Annotated in this window: 16 protein-coding genes; 5 read left to right on the top strand and 11 right to left on the bottom strand. The window is 67.2% G+C overall.

Features of this window, described 5'->3' with window-relative positions:
• Window positions 1–82: 82 nt before the first annotated feature.
• Window positions 83–499, bottom strand: coding sequence for an MGMT family protein (locus AC5RUU_RS00345; protein WP_493973246.1), 417 nt, complete (start codon window positions 497–499; stop codon window positions 83–85).
• 63 nt (window positions 500–562) lie between these two features.
• Between AC5RUU_RS00345 and AC5RUU_RS00350 the strand changes: the two genes are divergently transcribed.
• From AC5RUU_RS00350 to AC5RUU_RS00365, 4 genes are all read left to right on the top strand, one after another.
• Window positions 563–1,273, top strand: coding sequence for a 3'-5' exonuclease (locus tag AC5RUU_RS00350; protein WP_493973247.1), 711 nt, complete (start codon window positions 563–565; stop codon window positions 1,271–1,273).
• A 334-nt stretch (window positions 1,274–1,607) separates the two neighbouring features.
• Window positions 1,608–2,543, top strand: coding sequence for a substrate-binding periplasmic protein (locus AC5RUU_RS00355; protein ID WP_493973248.1), 936 nt, complete (start codon window positions 1,608–1,610; stop codon window positions 2,541–2,543).
• 16 nt (window positions 2,544–2,559) lie between these two features.
• Complete coding sequence (locus tag AC5RUU_RS00360) at window positions 2,560–3,324, top strand: amino acid ABC transporter permease (protein ID WP_493973249.1); 765 nt, start codon at window positions 2,560–2,562, stop codon at window positions 3,322–3,324.
• Entirely contained in the window at window positions 3,321–4,058 is a 738-nt protein-coding gene (locus AC5RUU_RS00365; protein WP_493973250.1) for an amino acid ABC transporter ATP-binding protein, read from the top strand. Before AC5RUU_RS00360 ends, AC5RUU_RS00365 begins: the two co-directional genes overlap by 4 nt.
• Before the next feature lie 110 nt (window positions 4,059–4,168).
• Here AC5RUU_RS00365 and hemL read toward each other — a convergent pair whose 3' ends face one another.
• From hemL to hemE, 10 genes are all read right to left on the bottom strand, one after another.
• Entirely contained in the window at window positions 4,169–5,500 is a 1,332-nt protein-coding gene (gene hemL / locus AC5RUU_RS00370) for a glutamate-1-semialdehyde 2,1-aminomutase (protein WP_493973251.1), read from the bottom strand.
• Between the two features lie 29 nt (window positions 5,501–5,529).
• Window positions 5,530–6,603: an LLM class flavin-dependent oxidoreductase gene (locus AC5RUU_RS00375; RefSeq protein WP_493973252.1), complete on the bottom strand. Its 1,074-nt coding sequence runs from the start codon at window positions 6,601–6,603 to the stop codon at window positions 5,530–5,532.
• Complete coding sequence (gene hemB, locus AC5RUU_RS00380; RefSeq protein WP_493973253.1) at window positions 6,603–7,583, bottom strand: porphobilinogen synthase; 981 nt, start codon at window positions 7,581–7,583, stop codon at window positions 6,603–6,605. The genes AC5RUU_RS00375 and hemB overlap by 1 nt, the downstream gene beginning before the upstream one ends.
• Before the next feature lie 11 nt (window positions 7,584–7,594).
• Complete coding sequence (locus AC5RUU_RS00385; protein WP_493973254.1) at window positions 7,595–8,503, bottom strand: uroporphyrinogen-III synthase; 909 nt, start codon at window positions 8,501–8,503, stop codon at window positions 7,595–7,597.
• Between the two features lie 7 nt (window positions 8,504–8,510).
• On the bottom strand, window positions 8,511–9,509 hold the full coding sequence (gene hemC, locus AC5RUU_RS00390) for a hydroxymethylbilane synthase (RefSeq protein WP_493973255.1): 999 nt from the start codon (window positions 9,507–9,509) through the stop codon (window positions 8,511–8,513).
• Entirely contained in the window at window positions 9,506–10,768 is a 1,263-nt protein-coding gene (locus tag AC5RUU_RS00395) for a ferrochelatase (protein WP_493973256.1), read from the bottom strand. Before AC5RUU_RS00395 ends, hemC begins: the two co-directional genes overlap by 4 nt.
• Complete coding sequence (gene hemQ / locus AC5RUU_RS00400; protein ID WP_493973257.1) at window positions 10,765–11,466, bottom strand: hydrogen peroxide-dependent heme synthase; 702 nt, start codon at window positions 11,464–11,466, stop codon at window positions 10,765–10,767. The genes AC5RUU_RS00395 and hemQ overlap by 4 nt, the downstream gene beginning before the upstream one ends.
• A 116-nt stretch (window positions 11,467–11,582) precedes the next feature.
• Complete coding sequence (locus tag AC5RUU_RS00405) at window positions 11,583–12,506, bottom strand: hypothetical protein (protein ID WP_493973258.1); 924 nt, start codon at window positions 12,504–12,506, stop codon at window positions 11,583–11,585.
• Between the two features lie 139 nt (window positions 12,507–12,645).
• A complete protein-coding gene (gene hemG / locus AC5RUU_RS00410) occupies window positions 12,646–14,106 on the bottom strand; it encodes a protoporphyrinogen oxidase (RefSeq protein ID WP_493973259.1) in 1,461 nt (486 codons plus the stop codon).
• 3 nt (window positions 14,107–14,109) lie between these two features.
• Window positions 14,110–15,204: a uroporphyrinogen decarboxylase gene (gene hemE / locus AC5RUU_RS00415; RefSeq protein WP_493973260.1), complete on the bottom strand. Its 1,095-nt coding sequence runs from the start codon at window positions 15,202–15,204 to the stop codon at window positions 14,110–14,112.
• A 158-nt stretch (window positions 15,205–15,362) separates the two neighbouring features.
• Here hemE and AC5RUU_RS00420 point away from each other — a divergent pair, with 158 nt between their 5' ends.
• Entirely contained in the window at window positions 15,363–16,682 is a 1,320-nt protein-coding gene (locus tag AC5RUU_RS00420) for a glutamyl-tRNA reductase (RefSeq protein WP_493973261.1), read from the top strand.
• The last annotated feature ends 29 nt before the right edge of the window (window positions 16,683–16,711 follow it).

Consider the following 16,711-nt stretch of genomic DNA (forward strand, 5'->3'; position numbering starts at 1 on the left):
CCGGAGTGGAATGCGGGCTCCTGCCCCGGCTGCAGATCCTGCCGGTATTCGTCGCGTGGCCCCGTGAAGGGAAGTGTTACTGTCACACCGACATTCCATCATCAGCCACCGACAATCTGTGGAGCCGACGCTCCAGCTCCTCGGCGATAGTGTCCACACGGTCCAAATCCTGGTCCGTCGGTGCCCACCGTGCAGCGGGCAGATCCACGCGCCACCGGCCCTCCCCGGTCCGAAGGAAGGCCTCGTAGGCTCCGGTGAGCGGCGTTTTTTCGTCGAGGTAATGGCGCAGGGCTTCGGCTTCATGTCCTTCGGGAGCATGTCCGCTCGCTTTGAGGACGCGCCACCATGAAACACCGCTTCCGTAATGGCTCAGCACCGACCCCACCTGCCGCGGCCCGCCTGATCCCAGCAGTTCGGCGACGTCCCCGTATGAAACAGCGGACCCGGCCGGTACCAGCCCCACAACGGCCAGCACCGCCTCCACGTACTCAATCCGCATTGCTCCAATGTATCCGCAGTGGCGCTCCCGGGAATTGTCCGGGGTCCCCCTTAGCGTTGAAGCATGAGCACTTGGAACACCCTCCCCCGAGCAGCCTTCGACCTCGAAACCACCGGACGGAACTCACGTGCGGCGCGGATTGTCACGGCGTCGGTCACCGTTGTGGACCACAAAGGCGACATCATCAACGAGCATGAGTGGCTGGCGGATCCCGGTGTGGAGATTCCCGTGGAAGCCAGCGATGTTCATGGCGTCACCACCGAACAGGCACGGCGGGACGGGCGCCCCGCCCATGAGGTCACCAGGGAGCTGGCGGGCGTCCTGCAGGACCTTTTCGACGCCGGCGTTCCCGTCATTGCCTTCAACGCCAGCTACGACTTCACTGTGCTGGCCGCCGAGTCTGCCCGCTATGGCGTGCCGCAACTCACACGGTTCCCCGTCCTTGATCCCTACGTCATGAACAAGCAGGTGGACCGGTACCGGAAGGGCAAGCGTACCCTCACGGCTCTTTGCGAAGAGTACGGCGTGGTCCTGGACAACGCGCACACCTCGGCGGCGGACGCCCTGGCAACGTTGAAGGTGCTCGACGCAATGGCAGGGAAGTTTCCCAAGCTGATGATGCCCGCCAGCCAACTACACCAGCTCCAGGTCGACTGGGCCGTGAGCCAGGCTGCGGACTTCCAAGGCTACCTCCGCAAGACCAAGCCCGCCGCCGTCATAGAAGGTGACTGGCCGGTGCTCCCGCCGCAGGACGCAAGCACCGGCGGATTCTAGGCGCGCTACCAGCCGGGACTAATGTAATGCGAGGTAAGTCACAGTAATCATGCTTTCCATTTCGGCGGTCCCAGCCCCGCCCGGATTCGCCGTTCACGGCGGGCACCAGCAGTTACATGTGGGACGAAGAGGGTTCTCCGAATAAAGTTCTGGGATCCGCCCGGAATGACGTGCAGTAGTTTCGCCATCGGTCCACTTTCAGTGAAGTGAGACAATAAAGTTTTGCGGTCACCCCTGCCCTAGCCATGCTTGACCAGCACGGGGCAGGTGCCAGGCGCCACCAGCGCAGCCTTGCGGCCCGGTTGACTTATGACTCAATGAAAGTGACAACCTGATGAAAATCAAAGCGATGAAGTGGCTGACTACCGCTCCCGTTGCACTGGCCCTGGCGGTTTCCCTGGCCGCGTGCGGCTCAGGATCCTCGGAGCCCAGCGGCACCCCGACTGATGCCCTCGCCGGCAGTGACCAGCAGACGCTGGACAAGTACACCACTGCCGATGTCACCCCGATCGACCAGATTGACAAGACCAAGCTCGGCCTCAACACCGAGGGCAGGCTCGAAGTGGGAACCCTCTCGGACGCCCCGCCGAACATCTTTATTGACCCCTCCGGCAAGTTCACCGGCTACGACAACGAGCTGCTGCGCGCCGTCGCCGCCAAGCTTGGCCTCGAGGTGGAATTTGTTGCCACCGACTTCTCGGCCCTCCTTTCCCAGGTGCAGACCAAGCAGTTCGACGTCGGATCCTCGTCTATCTCCACCACTGAGGCCCGCCGCCAGAACGTCGGCTTCACCAACGGCTACGACTTCGGCTACATGGCCGTCGTCGCGAAGACTGACGGCGACGTCAAGGGCTTTGACGACCTGACCGCCGACCTGCGCATCGGCGTGGTGCAGGGCACCGTGCAGGACGACTACGTCACCAACACCCTGAAGATGGAACCCATCCGCTTCCCTGATTACGCCACCGTCTACGCCAACGTGCGCAACGGCCAGGTGGATGCCTGGGTGGCTCCGTCCCAGCAGGCTGAAGGACAGGTCAAGGAAGGCGACGGCACCGCCATTGTCGAGTCCAAGGTCAACACGGAGAACTTCACCGCGTACGCCGTGGCCAAAGACAACCAGCCCCTGATTGACGCGCTGAACTCCGGCCTTGACGCCGTTATCGCTGACGGAACCTGGTCCAAGCTGACCAAAGAATGGTACCCGGACCGTGAAATGCCGAGTGACTGGAAGCCGGGCAGCAAGGCCGCCACGGTTCCCCAGAGCTGATTGAGCCGGGACGTTCATGGATCTCCTGGACCAGCTTGCTGACACCTTCTTCAACTGGGAGGAAATGGCGAAAGTCATCCCCGCCCTGCTCATGGTGGGTCTTCCCAACACCCTGATGCTGGCTGTGGCCTCGGGCATCCTCGGTTCCCTGCTGGGGCTGCTGCTGGCCATGATGGGCATATCCCGCAACGCGGGGGCCCGTTGGGCGGCACGCATCTACACCGATGTTTTCCGTGGCCTCCCGGCAATCCTCGTGATCCTGATGATCGGCATCGGCCTGAGCCCGATCGCCAGGGAAATCACAGGCTCGCGGAACCCGTATCCCCTGGGCATCCTGGCCCTGACCCTGATTGCTGCCGCCTACATCGGCGAGATCTTCCGGTCGGGTATCCAGAGTGTTGAAAAGGGCCAGCTTGAGGCTTCACGGGCGCTCGGATTCAGCTACGGCAGTTCCATGCGCCTGGTTGTTGTTCCGCAGGGCATCCGGCGGGTACTTCCGGCCTTGGTGAACCAGTTCATCTCGCTGCTGAAGGATTCCTCGCTGGTGTTCATGCTGGGCCTGGCAGCCTCTGACCGGGAAATCTTCCGGATCGGAAATGACGCCATGGCTAACACAGGCAACCTCTCGCCCCTGGTGGCTGCGGGCGTCCTGTACCTGATCCTGACCGTCCCGCTCACCCACTTCGTGAACTTCATCGACCACCGGCTGCGTACCGGCAAGCCGGAGAAGAAGGAGCCCGACGAGCTGGCAGCACCTATCGGCAAGGGGGCACAGGCATGACGGAATTCGTTTCCGGAACCCTGACCGGCAAGAACCTGCACCTGTCCTTCGGCCACAACCACGTTCTCCGCGGCATCGATCTGCATGTGGAGAAGGGAACCACAGCATCGGTGATCGGCCCTTCCGGGTCAGGCAAATCCACGCTGTTGCGGGTCATGAACCGGCTGATTGAGCCGGACCAGGGCGACATCCTGCTGGATGGCCGTTCTGTCCTGAAGGACAACCCGGACGAGCTCCGGCAGCGGATCGGCATGGTGTTCCAGCAGTTCAACCTGTTCCCGCACAAGACCGTGGTGGACAACGTGTCGCTGGCGCTGCGCAAGCTCCGGAAGCTGCCCAAGGACCAGGCCCGTGCCGAGGCCCTGGAGCAGCTGGACCTGGTGGGTTTGAGGCACAAGGCCGACTCCCGCCCGGCCAACCTCTCCGGCGGCCAGCAGCAGCGCGTGGCGATTGCCCGCGCGCTGGCCATGAAGCCCGAGGTCATGTTCTTCGATGAGGCCACGTCGGCCCTGGACCCCGAGCTGGTCAAGGGCGTCCTGGCCCTGATGACGGACCTCGCGAAGGGCGGCATGACCATGGTGGTGGTGACCCACGAAATGGGCTTTTCCCGCAACGTCTCGGACAACGTCACGTTCATGGATGCCGGCGTGGTGGTGGAGTCCGGTCCGCCGGAGCAAATCTTTACCGCACCCCGCACCGACCGGCTCAAGGGCTTCCTCTCGGACGTCCTGTAAGCATAGAGACAGAAATCCCCGCCTTTCGGACCTCTCCCCCATACATGGTGGGCGGATGGGTCCGGGAGGCGGGGATTTCTTTGTGCCGGGGTGAGCGGCCGACGCCGGGACTAGCCTTGGGCGGCAGCGGCAGCCTTGGCTGCCGCCGGAAGGGCGTCGAAGATCCGGTTCATGGCGGCATCGTCGTGCGCAGCAGAGAGGAACCAGGCCTCAAACACCGACGGCGGCAAATAGACGCCGGACTCCAGCATCGAGTGGAAGAACGGCGCGTAGCGGAAGGACTCCTGGGCCTGCGCGTCAGCGTAGTTGTGGACACCGTGCGCCGAGGTTCCGAAGGCCACCGAGAACAGGTTTCCGGCGAACTGGATGGAGTGGTCCACGCCGGCGGCATCCAGGGCGGCGGAAAGGGCAGAAGAGAGTTCCAGCGAGCGGGCATCGATGTAGGAGTAGACGTCGCGGGTGGCATGCGTCAGCGTGGCAACCCCGGCGGCCATGGCCACGGGGTTGCCGGACAGCGTTCCTGCCTGGTACACAGGACCGATGGGGGCCAGGTGGTCCATGACATCGGCCCGTCCGCCAAGTGCCGCCGTCGGCATGCCGCCGCCGATGACCTTGCCAAAGGTCAGCAGGTCCGGGGTCCAGGGGTCGGTGGCATCGGGCGCCCCGCCGGTGAGACCCCAGTAGCCGGAGTAGCCGGTACGGAAGCCCGTAAGAACCTCGTCCACGATGAGCAGCGCCCCGTGTTCCCGTGTGATCCGGGACAGTCCCAGGTTGAAGCCCTCTTCCGGCGTGACCACACCCATGTTGGCGGGAGCGGCCTCAGTAATGACGGCTGCGATGTTGGGTCCGTGCGCTGCGAACGCTTCCTTGACGGCGGTGAGGTCGTTGTAGGGAAGGACCAGGGTTTCGGCGGCGGTGGCCTCAGTGACACCGGCGGAACCGGGCAGGGCGAGGGTGGCCACGCCTGATCCGGCCGACGCCAGCAGTCCGTCCAGGTGGCCGTGGTAGCAGCCGGCGAACTTGATGATCAGGTTGCGTCCGGTGAACCCGCGGGCCAGCCGGACCGCCGTCATGGTGGCTTCGGTGCCGGTGGACACCATCCGCAGGCGCTCGACGGCGGGCACGCGTTCCTGGACAATGGCCGCCAGGTTAGCCTCGTCCGGGGTGGAGGCACCGAAAGACAGTCCACGGTCCACCGCTGCGTGGACAGCTTCCAGAACTGCCGGGTGCGCGTGGCCCAGCAGCGCCGGTCCCCAGGAGCAGACCAGGTCCACGTATTCCTTGCCGTCCGCGTCCGTCAGGTAGGGGCCCTTGGCGGCCACCATGAAGCGGGGGGTTCCGCCGACGGAGCCGAAAGCGCGGACCGGCGAATTGACGCCGCCGGGCATCAGTCTGCGGGCGCGGTCAAAAAGTTCCTCGTTGCGAGGGTTGCTGGAAGTCATGGTTCCTATTCTCTCAGTTGGCCGGTCCGTCAGGAGTTCAGCAGTTCGGCGACGCGGGGCACCACCGCCGTACCCATCAGCTCGATGGAGCGCATCATGGCGGCGTGTGGCAGCGGCCCATTGCTGTATTTGAGGTCGAAGCGGTCCACCCCCAGGTTCCGCTTGAGCTGCACAATCTTCCGGGCCACGGTCTCCGGCGACCCAACGTAGAGCGCTCCTTCCGGAGCGCAGAGGGCATCGAACTCGCCGCGCCCGGCAGGGCCCCATCCCCGTTCGGCTCCGAGCTTGTTGCGCAGCTTCAACCAGTGCGGGAAAAGCTCTTCCCGGGCCTGCTCGTCGGTGTCAGCAACATGCCCGGGCGAATGAGTGGCAACCTGCTGCATCGGATGCCCGTACTTGGACATGGCCTCCCGGTACAGGTCCACCAGCGGGCGAAACGCGCGCGGCTGGCCGCCGATGATCGCGAAGATAATCGGGTAGCCGTACTGGGCGCAGCGGAGCACCGACTCAGGGGTACCGCCAACGCCGATCCAAGTGGGCAACAGGTGGTGTTCCAGATGCGGGTGGACGCTGAGCCCGGACAGGGCGGGCCGGGTGCGGCCTTCCCAGTGCACCGGCTTCTGCGCCCGCACCTTGTCGAAGAGTTCGAGCTTCTCTTCGAACAGGACCTCGTAATCGGCCAGGTCGAACCCGAAGAGGGGGAACGATTCCACAAAGGAGCCACGGCCCAGCATGACCTCGGCGCGGCCGTTGGAGAGGGCGTCCACGGTGGAGAACCGCTGGAACACCCGGATGGGATCGTCCGAGCTCAGGACGGTAACCGCCGAGCCGAGCCTGATCTGCGACGTGCGGGCGGCCGCTGCCGCCAGGAAGACCTCCGGCGCGGACACCGCATAGTCCTTGCGGTGGTGCTCCCCCACGCCGAACGCGTGTAGTCCGACGGCGTCGGCCAGTTCCGCCTGTTCCAGCAGCTGCCGCAGGACTTCAGCATGCGCCTGCGGGCTGCCGTCCGGATTCTCGCCGACGTCACCGAACGTGTTGAGGCCCAGCAGGATGCTGTTCTCCCCTACGGGAGCGGTAGGCCCGGAAGCGGCTTCGGTCATCAGGACTCCCTGAGCCAGCCGGCGAGCTCGGCCGCCCAGTAGGTCAGGACCATGGAGGCACCGGCCCGGCGGATTCCCAGCACGGACTCGGTGATGGCCGCCCGGCGGTCGATCCAGCCGTTGGCCGCGGCAGCCTCGATCATGGCGTACTCTCCGGAGATCTGGTAGGCCGCCACCGGCACGGGGCTCATCGCGGCGACGTCGGCCACGATGTCCAAGTAGCTCATTGCCGGTTTGACCATGACGATGTCGGCGCCCTCGGCCAGGTCCAGCTCCACCTCGCGCAGTGCCTCGGTGCGGTTGCCGGCGTCCATTTGGTAGGTCCGGCGGTCTCCCTTCAACTGGGAATCGACGGCCTCGCGGAACGGGCCGTAGAAGGCGGACGCATACTTCGCCGAGTACGCGATAACCGAGGTGTTGGCGTGGCCGGCGTCGTCGAGGGCGGTCCGGATGGCGGCGATCTGTCCGTCCATCATGCCGGAGGGCCCCAGCATGTGTGCTCCCGCGTCCGCCTGGGCCACGGCCATCCGTGCGTAGATCTCCACGGTGCGGTCGTTGTCCACGTACCCGTCGTCGTCGAGCACTCCGCAGTGGCCGTGGTCAGTGAATTCGTCCAGGCACACGTCGCTCATGATCACCAGGCTGTCCCCCACCTCGGCCCGGACGTCCCGGATGGCCTTGTTCAGTACGCCTTTCGGGTCGAGCGACGCCGAGCCCTCGGCATTCCGAATTTCCGGAATCCCGAACAGCATGATGCCGCCCAATCCGAGTTCGGCGGCCTCGGCGGCGGCACGCTTCAGGGTGTCCGTAGTATGCTGCACGACGCCCGGCATGGACGTGATGGGGTTCGGCTCGCTAAGCCCCTCCCGGATGAAAGCGGGAAGGATGAGCTCCGCCGGTGCGAGGCGGGTTTCGGCAGTCAGCCGGCGCATGGCGGGCGTGGTCCGAAGGCGGCGGGGGCGCTGGCGGGGGAAAGTCATGATCCTGTCCTTCACGTTGTTCCGGGTGGTTGCGGATGCGGGGCCGGAGCGGAACCGGCAGGCCCAAGGGCGGACTGGACCGCGGCGACAAGGCCGTCCGGCGTCGGCTCAGCCGCCACCGCTGCCACCTGCAGGCCGAGCGCGGCGGCCTGCTCCGCCGTCGAACGCCCGATCACCACAAGCCGGCAGCCGTGCAGCGGCGAGAGGTCGGCGATGCGGCGCACGGCGCTGGGTGAGGCTGCGAGGACAGCGTCAATGCTGCTGTCCGCGAAGCCCGCTTGGGCGGCTGCGGACGAGAGGAGGGAGTACGACGGTGGCGCCTGGCCCGCTCCCCCGCCCTCTGCCGGGACGGCGAGCCTGCGCTCCGCTGCCGCCGGGTAATCCACCGTACGGTACGCGGCCACCACCGTGACCTTGCTGCCCGCCGCTGCCAGTCCTTCCGCAAGAAGGGGGGCGGCAATATCGGCCTGGGGCAGCAGGACCCGTCCGCCGCCGGGCCATACATCGAGCAGGCCGGCGGCGGACTGCTCATCCGAAGGCGTCAGGTGCACGTCCATGCCGTTGGCCTCCAGCAGCCTTCGGGTGGCTGGACCCACGGCGGCGATTTGGGTGCCGGCGGGGATCCAACCGTGCAGGGCAAGGCCACGCTCACGTGCCTCCCCGAGGAGCACATGGACGGTGGTGGCGCTGGTGAGCACAAGCCAGTCGAAAGCCCCGGCTCCGAGCGCATCACAGGCAACGTCAAGTGAATGCTGGTCCGGCGCCCGCTCGAAGTCGATGAGGGGCAGGAGCAGCGCGCTGGCCCCCGCGTGCTCCAGCGCAGCCACGAGTTCCAGCGAACGCTCCGGGCTGCGGGTGATCAGGACGCGGGCTCCGGCCAGCGGCTTGCCCGGTCCTGATCCACGGGATTGCAGTCCCATGGCCAGGTCAGGATGCCTGAAGGTCTGCAATGTCGGCGGCACCGCCGGCAAGGAGGACTTCGGCCAGTTCAATGCCCAAGAGGGTGGCTCCCACTTCGGTGAGCCCGTCGGTTGCCCGTTTGTCGCGGACGGACGCGGTGCCGTCCACCGCGCAGACAACGGCCTCGAGGTGGAGCGTGCTGCCCTTCCGGTAGGCGTACGCGCCCACGGGAGCCGCGCAACCGGCCTCGAGCCGGGCCAGCAGGGCCCGCTCCGCCGTGACCGCCAGCCGGGTGTCCGGATCGTCGAGTGCGGCGAGTGCCTGGGCGAGCACGGCCTGGGATCCTTCCGTTGACCCGGGTTTCCGGGGCGCGTCGGCGGTGCGGCATTCGATGGCCAGGGAACCCTGCCCGGCGGCGGGAAGCATGACGTCGGTTTCGAGGAATTCGCTGACCGCGTCGAGCCTGTTGATGCGCTCCAGGCCTGCGGCGGCGAGCACCACGGCGTCGAGGTCGCAGGACTTGCCGGGCACTACCTGGTCGGTGATGTTGCCGGGAAGCCCGGGCACCCGGCCAAGCCGTGTGTCCACATTGCCGCGGATGTCCAGGATCTGCAGGTCGGGCCGGGCTGCGCGGAGCTGGGCTGCCCGCCGGGGCGAGCCGGTGCCCACCGTGGCGCCGGCAGGCAAATCGGCAAGCTTCAGCCCGTCCCGGGCACAGAGGACATCCCTGACGTCCACGCGCCGCGGCGTCGCCGCCAGGCTCAGCCCCACGGCTGCGCCGGTGGGCAGGTCCTTGAGCGAATGGACGGCCACATCGCATTCGTTTCGCAGCAGCGCATCGCGCAGGGCTGCCACAAAGACGCCCGTGCCGCCCATCTGCGACAGTGAGCCGGTGAGCACGTCGCCATCGGTCCTGATATGGACGAGCTCGACGGGAAAGCCTCCGACGGCGGCCAGCTGGTCGGCGGTCTGCTGCGTCTGCGTCAGTGCCAGTTTGCTGGCACGGGTTCCGATCCGGACTGTCACTGCTGTGCAGCTCCCTGCGATGCACCCGGCTGCCCGGAAGCAGCAGGATACGGGTCGTGGCCTGTTCCCACAGTGGTGTCCGCTCCGGAAATAGTAGGCTTCTCACCGCGGAAGTTGGCGCAGCACCCTGGCCGGCAGACGTCGTACCAGGGACCCAGGTCCGTCACGGCTGGACGGTCACCGATGTAGTTTGCCTCGGTGCGTTCGCAGATGAGGTCCACCAGGCCGTTGACGAACTTGCGGTGCGTGCCGGGCGTGGGAACACGCGTGGCGGCCAGCCCCAGGTTGGCACAGGTCTCCAGGGCCTCGGTGTCCAGGTCCCAGACAACCTCCATGTGGTCGCTGACGAATCCCAGCGGCACAATGACGATGCCCTTGATGCCCTGGCCGGCGAGTTCCTCAATGGCGTCGTTGATGTCGGGCTCAAGCCACGGCACGTGCGGGGCGCCGGAGCGTGACTGGTAAACCAGTGACCACGGCGCGGTGAGGCCGGAATCTTCCTCGACCCGCTGGATGACGGCCGCAGCGGTTGCCAGGTGCTGAGCCACGTACGCCGAGCCCTCCTCGAACTCGCGCGGTTCGCCCTCGGACCGACCGGCGGCCTCGGCGTCCCGGGTGGGGATGGAGTGGGTGGCGAAGAGAATCTGGACAGGAGCATCCGCAGTGCCTGCCTCGGCGAGCTTGGCACGGACGTCGGCGAGGCCCGCCGCGGTGCCTTCCACGAACGGCTCCACGAATCCGGGGTGGTCGAAGTACTGGCGTACCTTGTCCACTTCCAGGCGGCCGTCCAGGCCTGTTTCAGTCAGCGCCATGCCAATGTCCTCGCGGTACTGGCGGCAGCTGGAGTAACAGGAGTAGGCACTGGTGGTGATCATCAGCAGGCGGCGGTGGCCGGCGTCGTACGCGTCCTGCAGGGTTTCCGGGATGTACGGCGCCCAGTTGCGGTTGCCCCACAGCACCGGAAGGTCGATCCCGCGCGCTGCCAGCTCGGCTTCAAGCGCAGCCTTCAGCTCGCGGTTCTGCTGGTTGATGGGGCTGATGCCGCCGTTGGCACGGTAATGGTGGGAGACTTCCTCGAGCCGCTCGTCAGGGATGCCGCGGCCGCGGGTGACGTTGCGCAGGAAGGGGATGACGTCCTCCTGGCCTTCGGGGCCGCCGAAGGAGGCGAGGAGGACGGCGTCGTAGTTCTTGGGGGCCATGCGGCCGGCCTCGGTGACGGGATTGGCGGCGGTGAGGCCCTGGGGATCGAGGGAACTCATGCCAGCACCTCGGCTACCTCGGCGGCGGAGATCCGGCGGCCCGTGTAGAACGGGATTTCCTCGCGGACGTGATTGCGTGCCTCCGTGGCGCGCAAATGCCGCATGAGGTCCACCAGGTCGACGAGCTCGGGTGCTTCCAGCCCGAGGATCCATTCCCAGTCACCGAGTGCAAAGGAAGACACCGTGTTGGAGATGACCTGCGGGAAGTCCCGGCCGAGCAGGCCGTGGTCGCGGAGCATCTTGCCGCGCTCCGCCTCAGGCAGGATGTACCACTCGTAGGAACGGACGAACGGGTAGACACACAGCCATTCCGCCGGTGCAACACCGCGCGAGTAGGCGGGCGTGTGGTTCTTGGCGAACTCCGCCTCGCGGTGGACGCCCATAGCCGACCAAACGATTTCCGTTCCGGCGAAGAGCGAGCTGCGGCGGATGTCCCGGATGGCCTGCTGCAGTGCTTCGGGCTTGGGGCCGTGGAGCCACACCATGACGTCCGCGTCGGCGCGCATGGCTGAGACGTCGTAGCTGCCGCGGTGGGTCACCCGTCCCTCGGCCAGCCGCAGCAGCAGGGCCTCGAAATCGGCGGCGGCATCCGCACTGCGGACCACTGCCTCCGACCGCCTGAAGACCGTCCAGAGGGTAAAGAACTGCTCAGCTGATTCTTCGGTTTTAGTGACAGATTCGGCAGAAGTGTGGCTCATGGTTACAAGTTTGCCCTTTAGTACCCGCCAAGTCGAAACCGACAACTTCTACAACGTGTAGAAGTGTTAAACATCACACCTGCGCTCGTTACCCTGTGTCAGCAGCGGCTTCCAGGCTAGAGATTGCGCAGGCGGAACAGCACCAGTCCGGCCGCACCGGCCACCCCCACCAGGCCGGAACCGAGCCACACCATGGCACTGCGCGGTTCTGGCTGCGCATTCAGCGTGGCACGGCTCACCGGACTGCTGGCGGCACTGTAGGGCGTCCACCCAGTGCGGGCCTGAGGCACGTCGTACGGCGGTGCATCGCCCGCCTGGCTGCCGGCCGCACCGGCGGCTGCGCCGGTTGCCGTCCCCGCAGCGGTAGTGGCCTTTTCCGTCGGAAGCTTCCCGGACTCCATGGATTTCTCCGCACCGGATTCCGGCGCTGCCCCGGGGCCAGCTTTAGGGGCGGAGGACCCGGCGGCGGCAGGTGCTGACGCAGCGGGAGGTGTCGGCGTCAAGGCAGGGGTTGAGCCGGCTGGGGCCGCGGTGGCCCCGGCCTGCGACGGCACGGGAGCAGACTTGGTCTGCGTAGGGGCCGCAGCAGGCGCGGCGCCGGCGGGTGCCTTCGCGGTGGGTTCGGCACCAGTCGCAGCAGCGGACGCCGACGACGTCGGTGTGGGCACGGCCGTCGCGGACGGGGAAAGGGTGGCAGTTACAGCCGGAAGGAGTGCCGTGGGCACCGACAGCACCGAACCGGAAGGCGGGGCTGACGGAGTAGGACCAGCCTGCTGCTGCGCGGGCTTGCCCTTACCTGCGGCCCCCTTGCCGTTGGAGTTCTTTTCGTTCTGCCCGGCTTCCCCGGAGTTCCCCCGCAGGGACGCTTCCTGCGGCCGGGAGCCTGTTTCCTGCGTGACCGGGACTTTGGGGTTGCCGGAACCGGACACCCCTTCTTCTGCTTGGGACGCCGGGACGCCTGTGGCTAGAACCAGTACCGCTCCGATCGCCGCGGCATAGCCGCCGCGTCGGATTCCCCCATGGATACCGGTCCGGGACATTGAAAGCTCGGACCTGTTTTGAACCATAGTTCTCGACACTAACCATGGAGCAGCCGGAATGGAAAGCTGGTGACACCCGCCAGGGGCACCTGTCGGGCACGCGACCGGTGCTGAATAAACCGCTGACCAGCGGAGACGTTCAGCCAGCCAGATTCCGCATTTGTTGCCGCGTGTCGGACACCACGGCGGCCAGTCCGTTGCCGGCCACCCAGCCGCCCACCACTGCGAGGCCTCCCGCCGCCGTGCAGGCTTCCCGGATGGCCGTCACCCGTGCCCGGTGGCCGACGGCGGCAAACGGCAGGGCGCCGCGCCAGCGGACGACGTCCCAGTCCAGGACGCTTTCCCTGCTGATGCCAACTCCCAGGAGGGCTGCGGCATCGCGGAGGGAGGCAGCCAAGAGGGCGTCATCCGTTTCCGGACCGGCAGGGTGCACGGCCGCGCCGTCCACCCTGCCGTAGGAAAGCCGCAGGACGTGCCGGCCGGGGCCGGCGGCAGCGGCCAGCCAGTCCCATTTGCCGGTGGCGTGCGTCAGCGCCTTCGCCTCGATACCGGGGGTTTGCGGTGCCACCAGCACACCCGTGCCGCGGGGACGGCGGTCCAGGGCGGGATTGTCCAGCACCAGCGTGACGAGCTTGACGTCGGGCCCGGAGGCAGGCTTTTTCCCCGCAACGGCAGGGACTGCCCCCGCGAGCAGGTCGACGGCGGCCGGACCGTCCACCGCCACCACCAGCAGGCCGGCGTCGAACATTGCCCTCGCTGACTTAACACTCCATCCTTCCGCGCTGCGGGCGACGGAGACAGCGGGCGTGCCGGCCAAAAGCGTGACACCCCGTCCGCGGATGTCGTCCAGCAGTGCACGCACCAGTGTGTGCATGCCGCCTTCCAGGCCGGCGACGGCGGATCCTGCCTTTGCGGGCCGGGCGGACGGGGAAGGCTGGCCTGGCGTCCGTGCGGTGCCGGCGGGGTCCCGCCGCTGGGCGGCCACGGCCGCGGCGAGGGAACCGTGCTGCCGGAGCCGGGCGCGGAGTCCGGGTGCCACCATGTCAACGTCCAGCAGCCCGGGATCGGCAGAGTGGACTCCTCCCACCACAGGGGCGACCAGCCGTTCCAGGACCCGGGCGCCCATCCTGGCCTTGACGAGGGCGGAAACGCTGGTCACGTCCTGCCTTGCGCCTACCGAGGCCGGCAGGATCCGGTCCACGGAGGCCCGAAGGGAGCCCAGGAAGCCCAGGGACCGGCGGACCTCCGGATCCCAAGGATTGGCGGGGATCCCCAGCACGCCCGTCTTGGGCAGCTCCCGCGGGCCTTCTGGCAACTGGACCCAGGCACCGCCCGGCCGGGGCGAAACAATCCTGGCTCCCAGCCCCAGTTCGGCAGCCAGCTGCGAAACGGCGTCGGACCTGGTGGCGAAGGATTCCGCGCCGCTGTCCAGGGTCAGGCCCGCGACTACGTGGCTGCCCACACAGCCTCCCCATGCAGTCCCGGCCTCCAGGACCGTAACCCGGTAGCCGGCAGCCGCCAGCTCCCGGGCTGAGATCAGCCCGGAGATGCCGCCGCCCAGCACCAGCGCGGTCCGGGCCGTGGACGGCGAACTGCCCACGCGTTACTCCGGCGCGATGGAGTGGATGAGCTCCACTACCCGGGTGAGGACATCGGGGTTCGTCTCGGGTGGCACGCCGTGGCCAAGGTTGAGAACGTGCCCGGGTGCCGCGGCGCCGGCCGCGATGACCTCCCGGACATGCGCTTCGAGAACTTCCCACGGTGCCGGCAGCAGTGCGGGATCGATGTTTCCCTGAAGCGGCACGGTGCCTCCGAGGCGGCGGTTGGCCTCGTCAAGGGGCAGCCGGTAGTCCACGCCCACCACATCCACGCCAACGTCCCGCATGGCCACCAGGAGCTCCGAGGTGCCGGTGCCGAAGTGGACCAGTGGCGCGCCCAGATGCCGTACGTGGTCCAGCGCGCGGGACGACGCCGGGGCCACAAACCGGGTGTAGTCTGCGAGGCCCAGGGATCCTGCCCAGGAGTCGAACAGCTGGCCCGCCGAGGCGCCGGCCTCGAGCTGAGCCTGCAGGAACATGCCGGAGGCGTCGGCCGCCCAGTTGGCCAGGGCGGCCCAGGTTTCGGGGTCGGCGTGCATCATGGTGCGCGGCCCAAGGTGGTCGCGGGACGGCTTGCCCTCAACCATGTAGGCGGCCAGGGTGAACGGGGCTCCGGCAAACCCGATCAACGGGGTCTTGCCGAGTTCAGCCACAGTCAGCCGGACCGCTTCGCGGATGGGTTCCAGCGCTTCCCAGGTTAGCTGCGGCAGTGCTGCGACGTCTGCCGCGGTGCGGACAGGCTTATCGAGTACGGGGCCAACTCCCGGAACGATGTCCACGCCGACACCGGCGAGCTTCAGCGGGATGACGATGTCGGAGAAGAAGATGCCGGCGTCAACGTCATGCCGGCGGACCGGCTGGAGGGTGATCTCGGATGCCAGCTCGGGCCGGAGGCAGGAGTCCAGCATGGCGATGCCTTCACGGACCTTGAGGTACTCCGGCAGTGAACGCCCTGCCTGCCGCATGAACCAGACGGGCCGGCGGGAGGGCTTGCCGCCGCGGTAGGCCGTGATCAGCGGGGAGTCGGCCGTGCGGCCGTCCAGCAGCGGATGGTCAGCGGCAAGGGCGCCGGCAGCGGAGACGGCAGGGCTAGGAGTCATGCCTTTGATTGTGCCGAAAATCAGCGCCAAAAGATAACGACAGCCTGTCATCCCGGAAGGAGCGGAATCCGCCGTGGCGGGAATCACAGAACCGGGAGGCCCGTGACTTGCCCGGGAGTTGTTCTACCGAGGAACGAAAAAGCTATGATTGGTCTGCTGTGGTTCTTTTTTCATTGGTGGCTACACACGCCGACATCGATCTTGAGACCGTTGCTCAGTTGAGCAACGGTTCCTCCGGGATCGCCACATCCGCTCTCTCCGGATCGCCGGCGGTGACGGGTGCGGTTGTCCTTGCCACCTGCAACCGCTACGAAATCTACGGCGAGGCGCCCCACCCGGACGACGTCGAAGCTGCCCGCGCGGCGCTGGTCGCCCAGATCAGCGAGGCCAGCGGCCTGAGCGAACCGCTCGTGTCCCGCTCCCTCAGCACCCGCACCGGCCCTGAAGTGTCCCAGCACCTCTTCGCCGTCAGCGCCGGACTCGACTCCGCCGTCGTCGGCGAACGGGAAATCGCGGGCCAGGTACGCCGCGCCCTCATCACCGCCCAGCACGAAGGTACGGCCAGCGCGGGCCTGGTGCGGCTGTTCCAGGCGGCGTCCAAAACGGCAAAAGACGTCGGCGCCCAGACGGCGCTCGGCTCACGCGGCCTTTCCATCGTCTCGGTGGCCTTGGACCTCGCAACCGATCTTTCCGAAAGCCCGGACTGGGCGACCAAGAAAGTGGTGGTCTTCGGGACCGGGGCCTATGCCGGCGCCACCATGGCGCTGCTGCGCGAACGCGGCTGCACGGACATCTCCGTCTTCTCCTCCTCCGGCCGGGCCGAAGGCTTCGTTGCCACCCGTGGCGGCACCGCCCTCGACGCCGATTCCCTCCATTCGGCAGTGGCGGCAGCAGACGTCATGATTGGCTGCAGCGGCTCGGACACGCGGGTGGAGGCTGATGAACTGGCCCAGGTCCGCGCCAATTCCCCCCAGCCGCTGATCGCCATCGACCTGGCGCTCACCCACGACTTCGACCCCGCCGTCGGCGAGCTCGACGGCGTCGAACTCCTTACCCTGGAATCAGTCCGCCTCGCCGCGCCGCAGGAACAGGCCGAATCGCTGGCCCAGGCAAGCGGAATCGTCAACGGCGCTGCCAAGGCTTTTGAACAGGAACGTGAGGCGCGGTCCGTGGATTCGGCCATTGTTGCCCTCCGCCGCCATACCATGAACGTCCTGGATGCGGAGATGGAGAAAGTCCGGGCACGGCACGGTTGCACCGCTGCGGCCGAGGAAGTGGAATTCGCACTCCGCCGCATGGTGAAGCAGCTGCTGCACGTGCCCACCGTCCGCGCCCGGGAACTGGCCGCCAACGGCCAGCAGGATGAATATGTGGCGGCCTTGGAGGCCCTTTACGGCATCACCGTGGAGCAGCCCGCCGCCCGCGCTTCCGCCCCGGCTGAGTGCCCGGTGGACCACCAGGGACTCGAGAGCGCCTGACCGGCCACGCCCCACCCGGCGACGCTCTC

The sequence above is a fragment of the Arthrobacter sp. K4-10C genome (genome assembly GCF_059090085.1).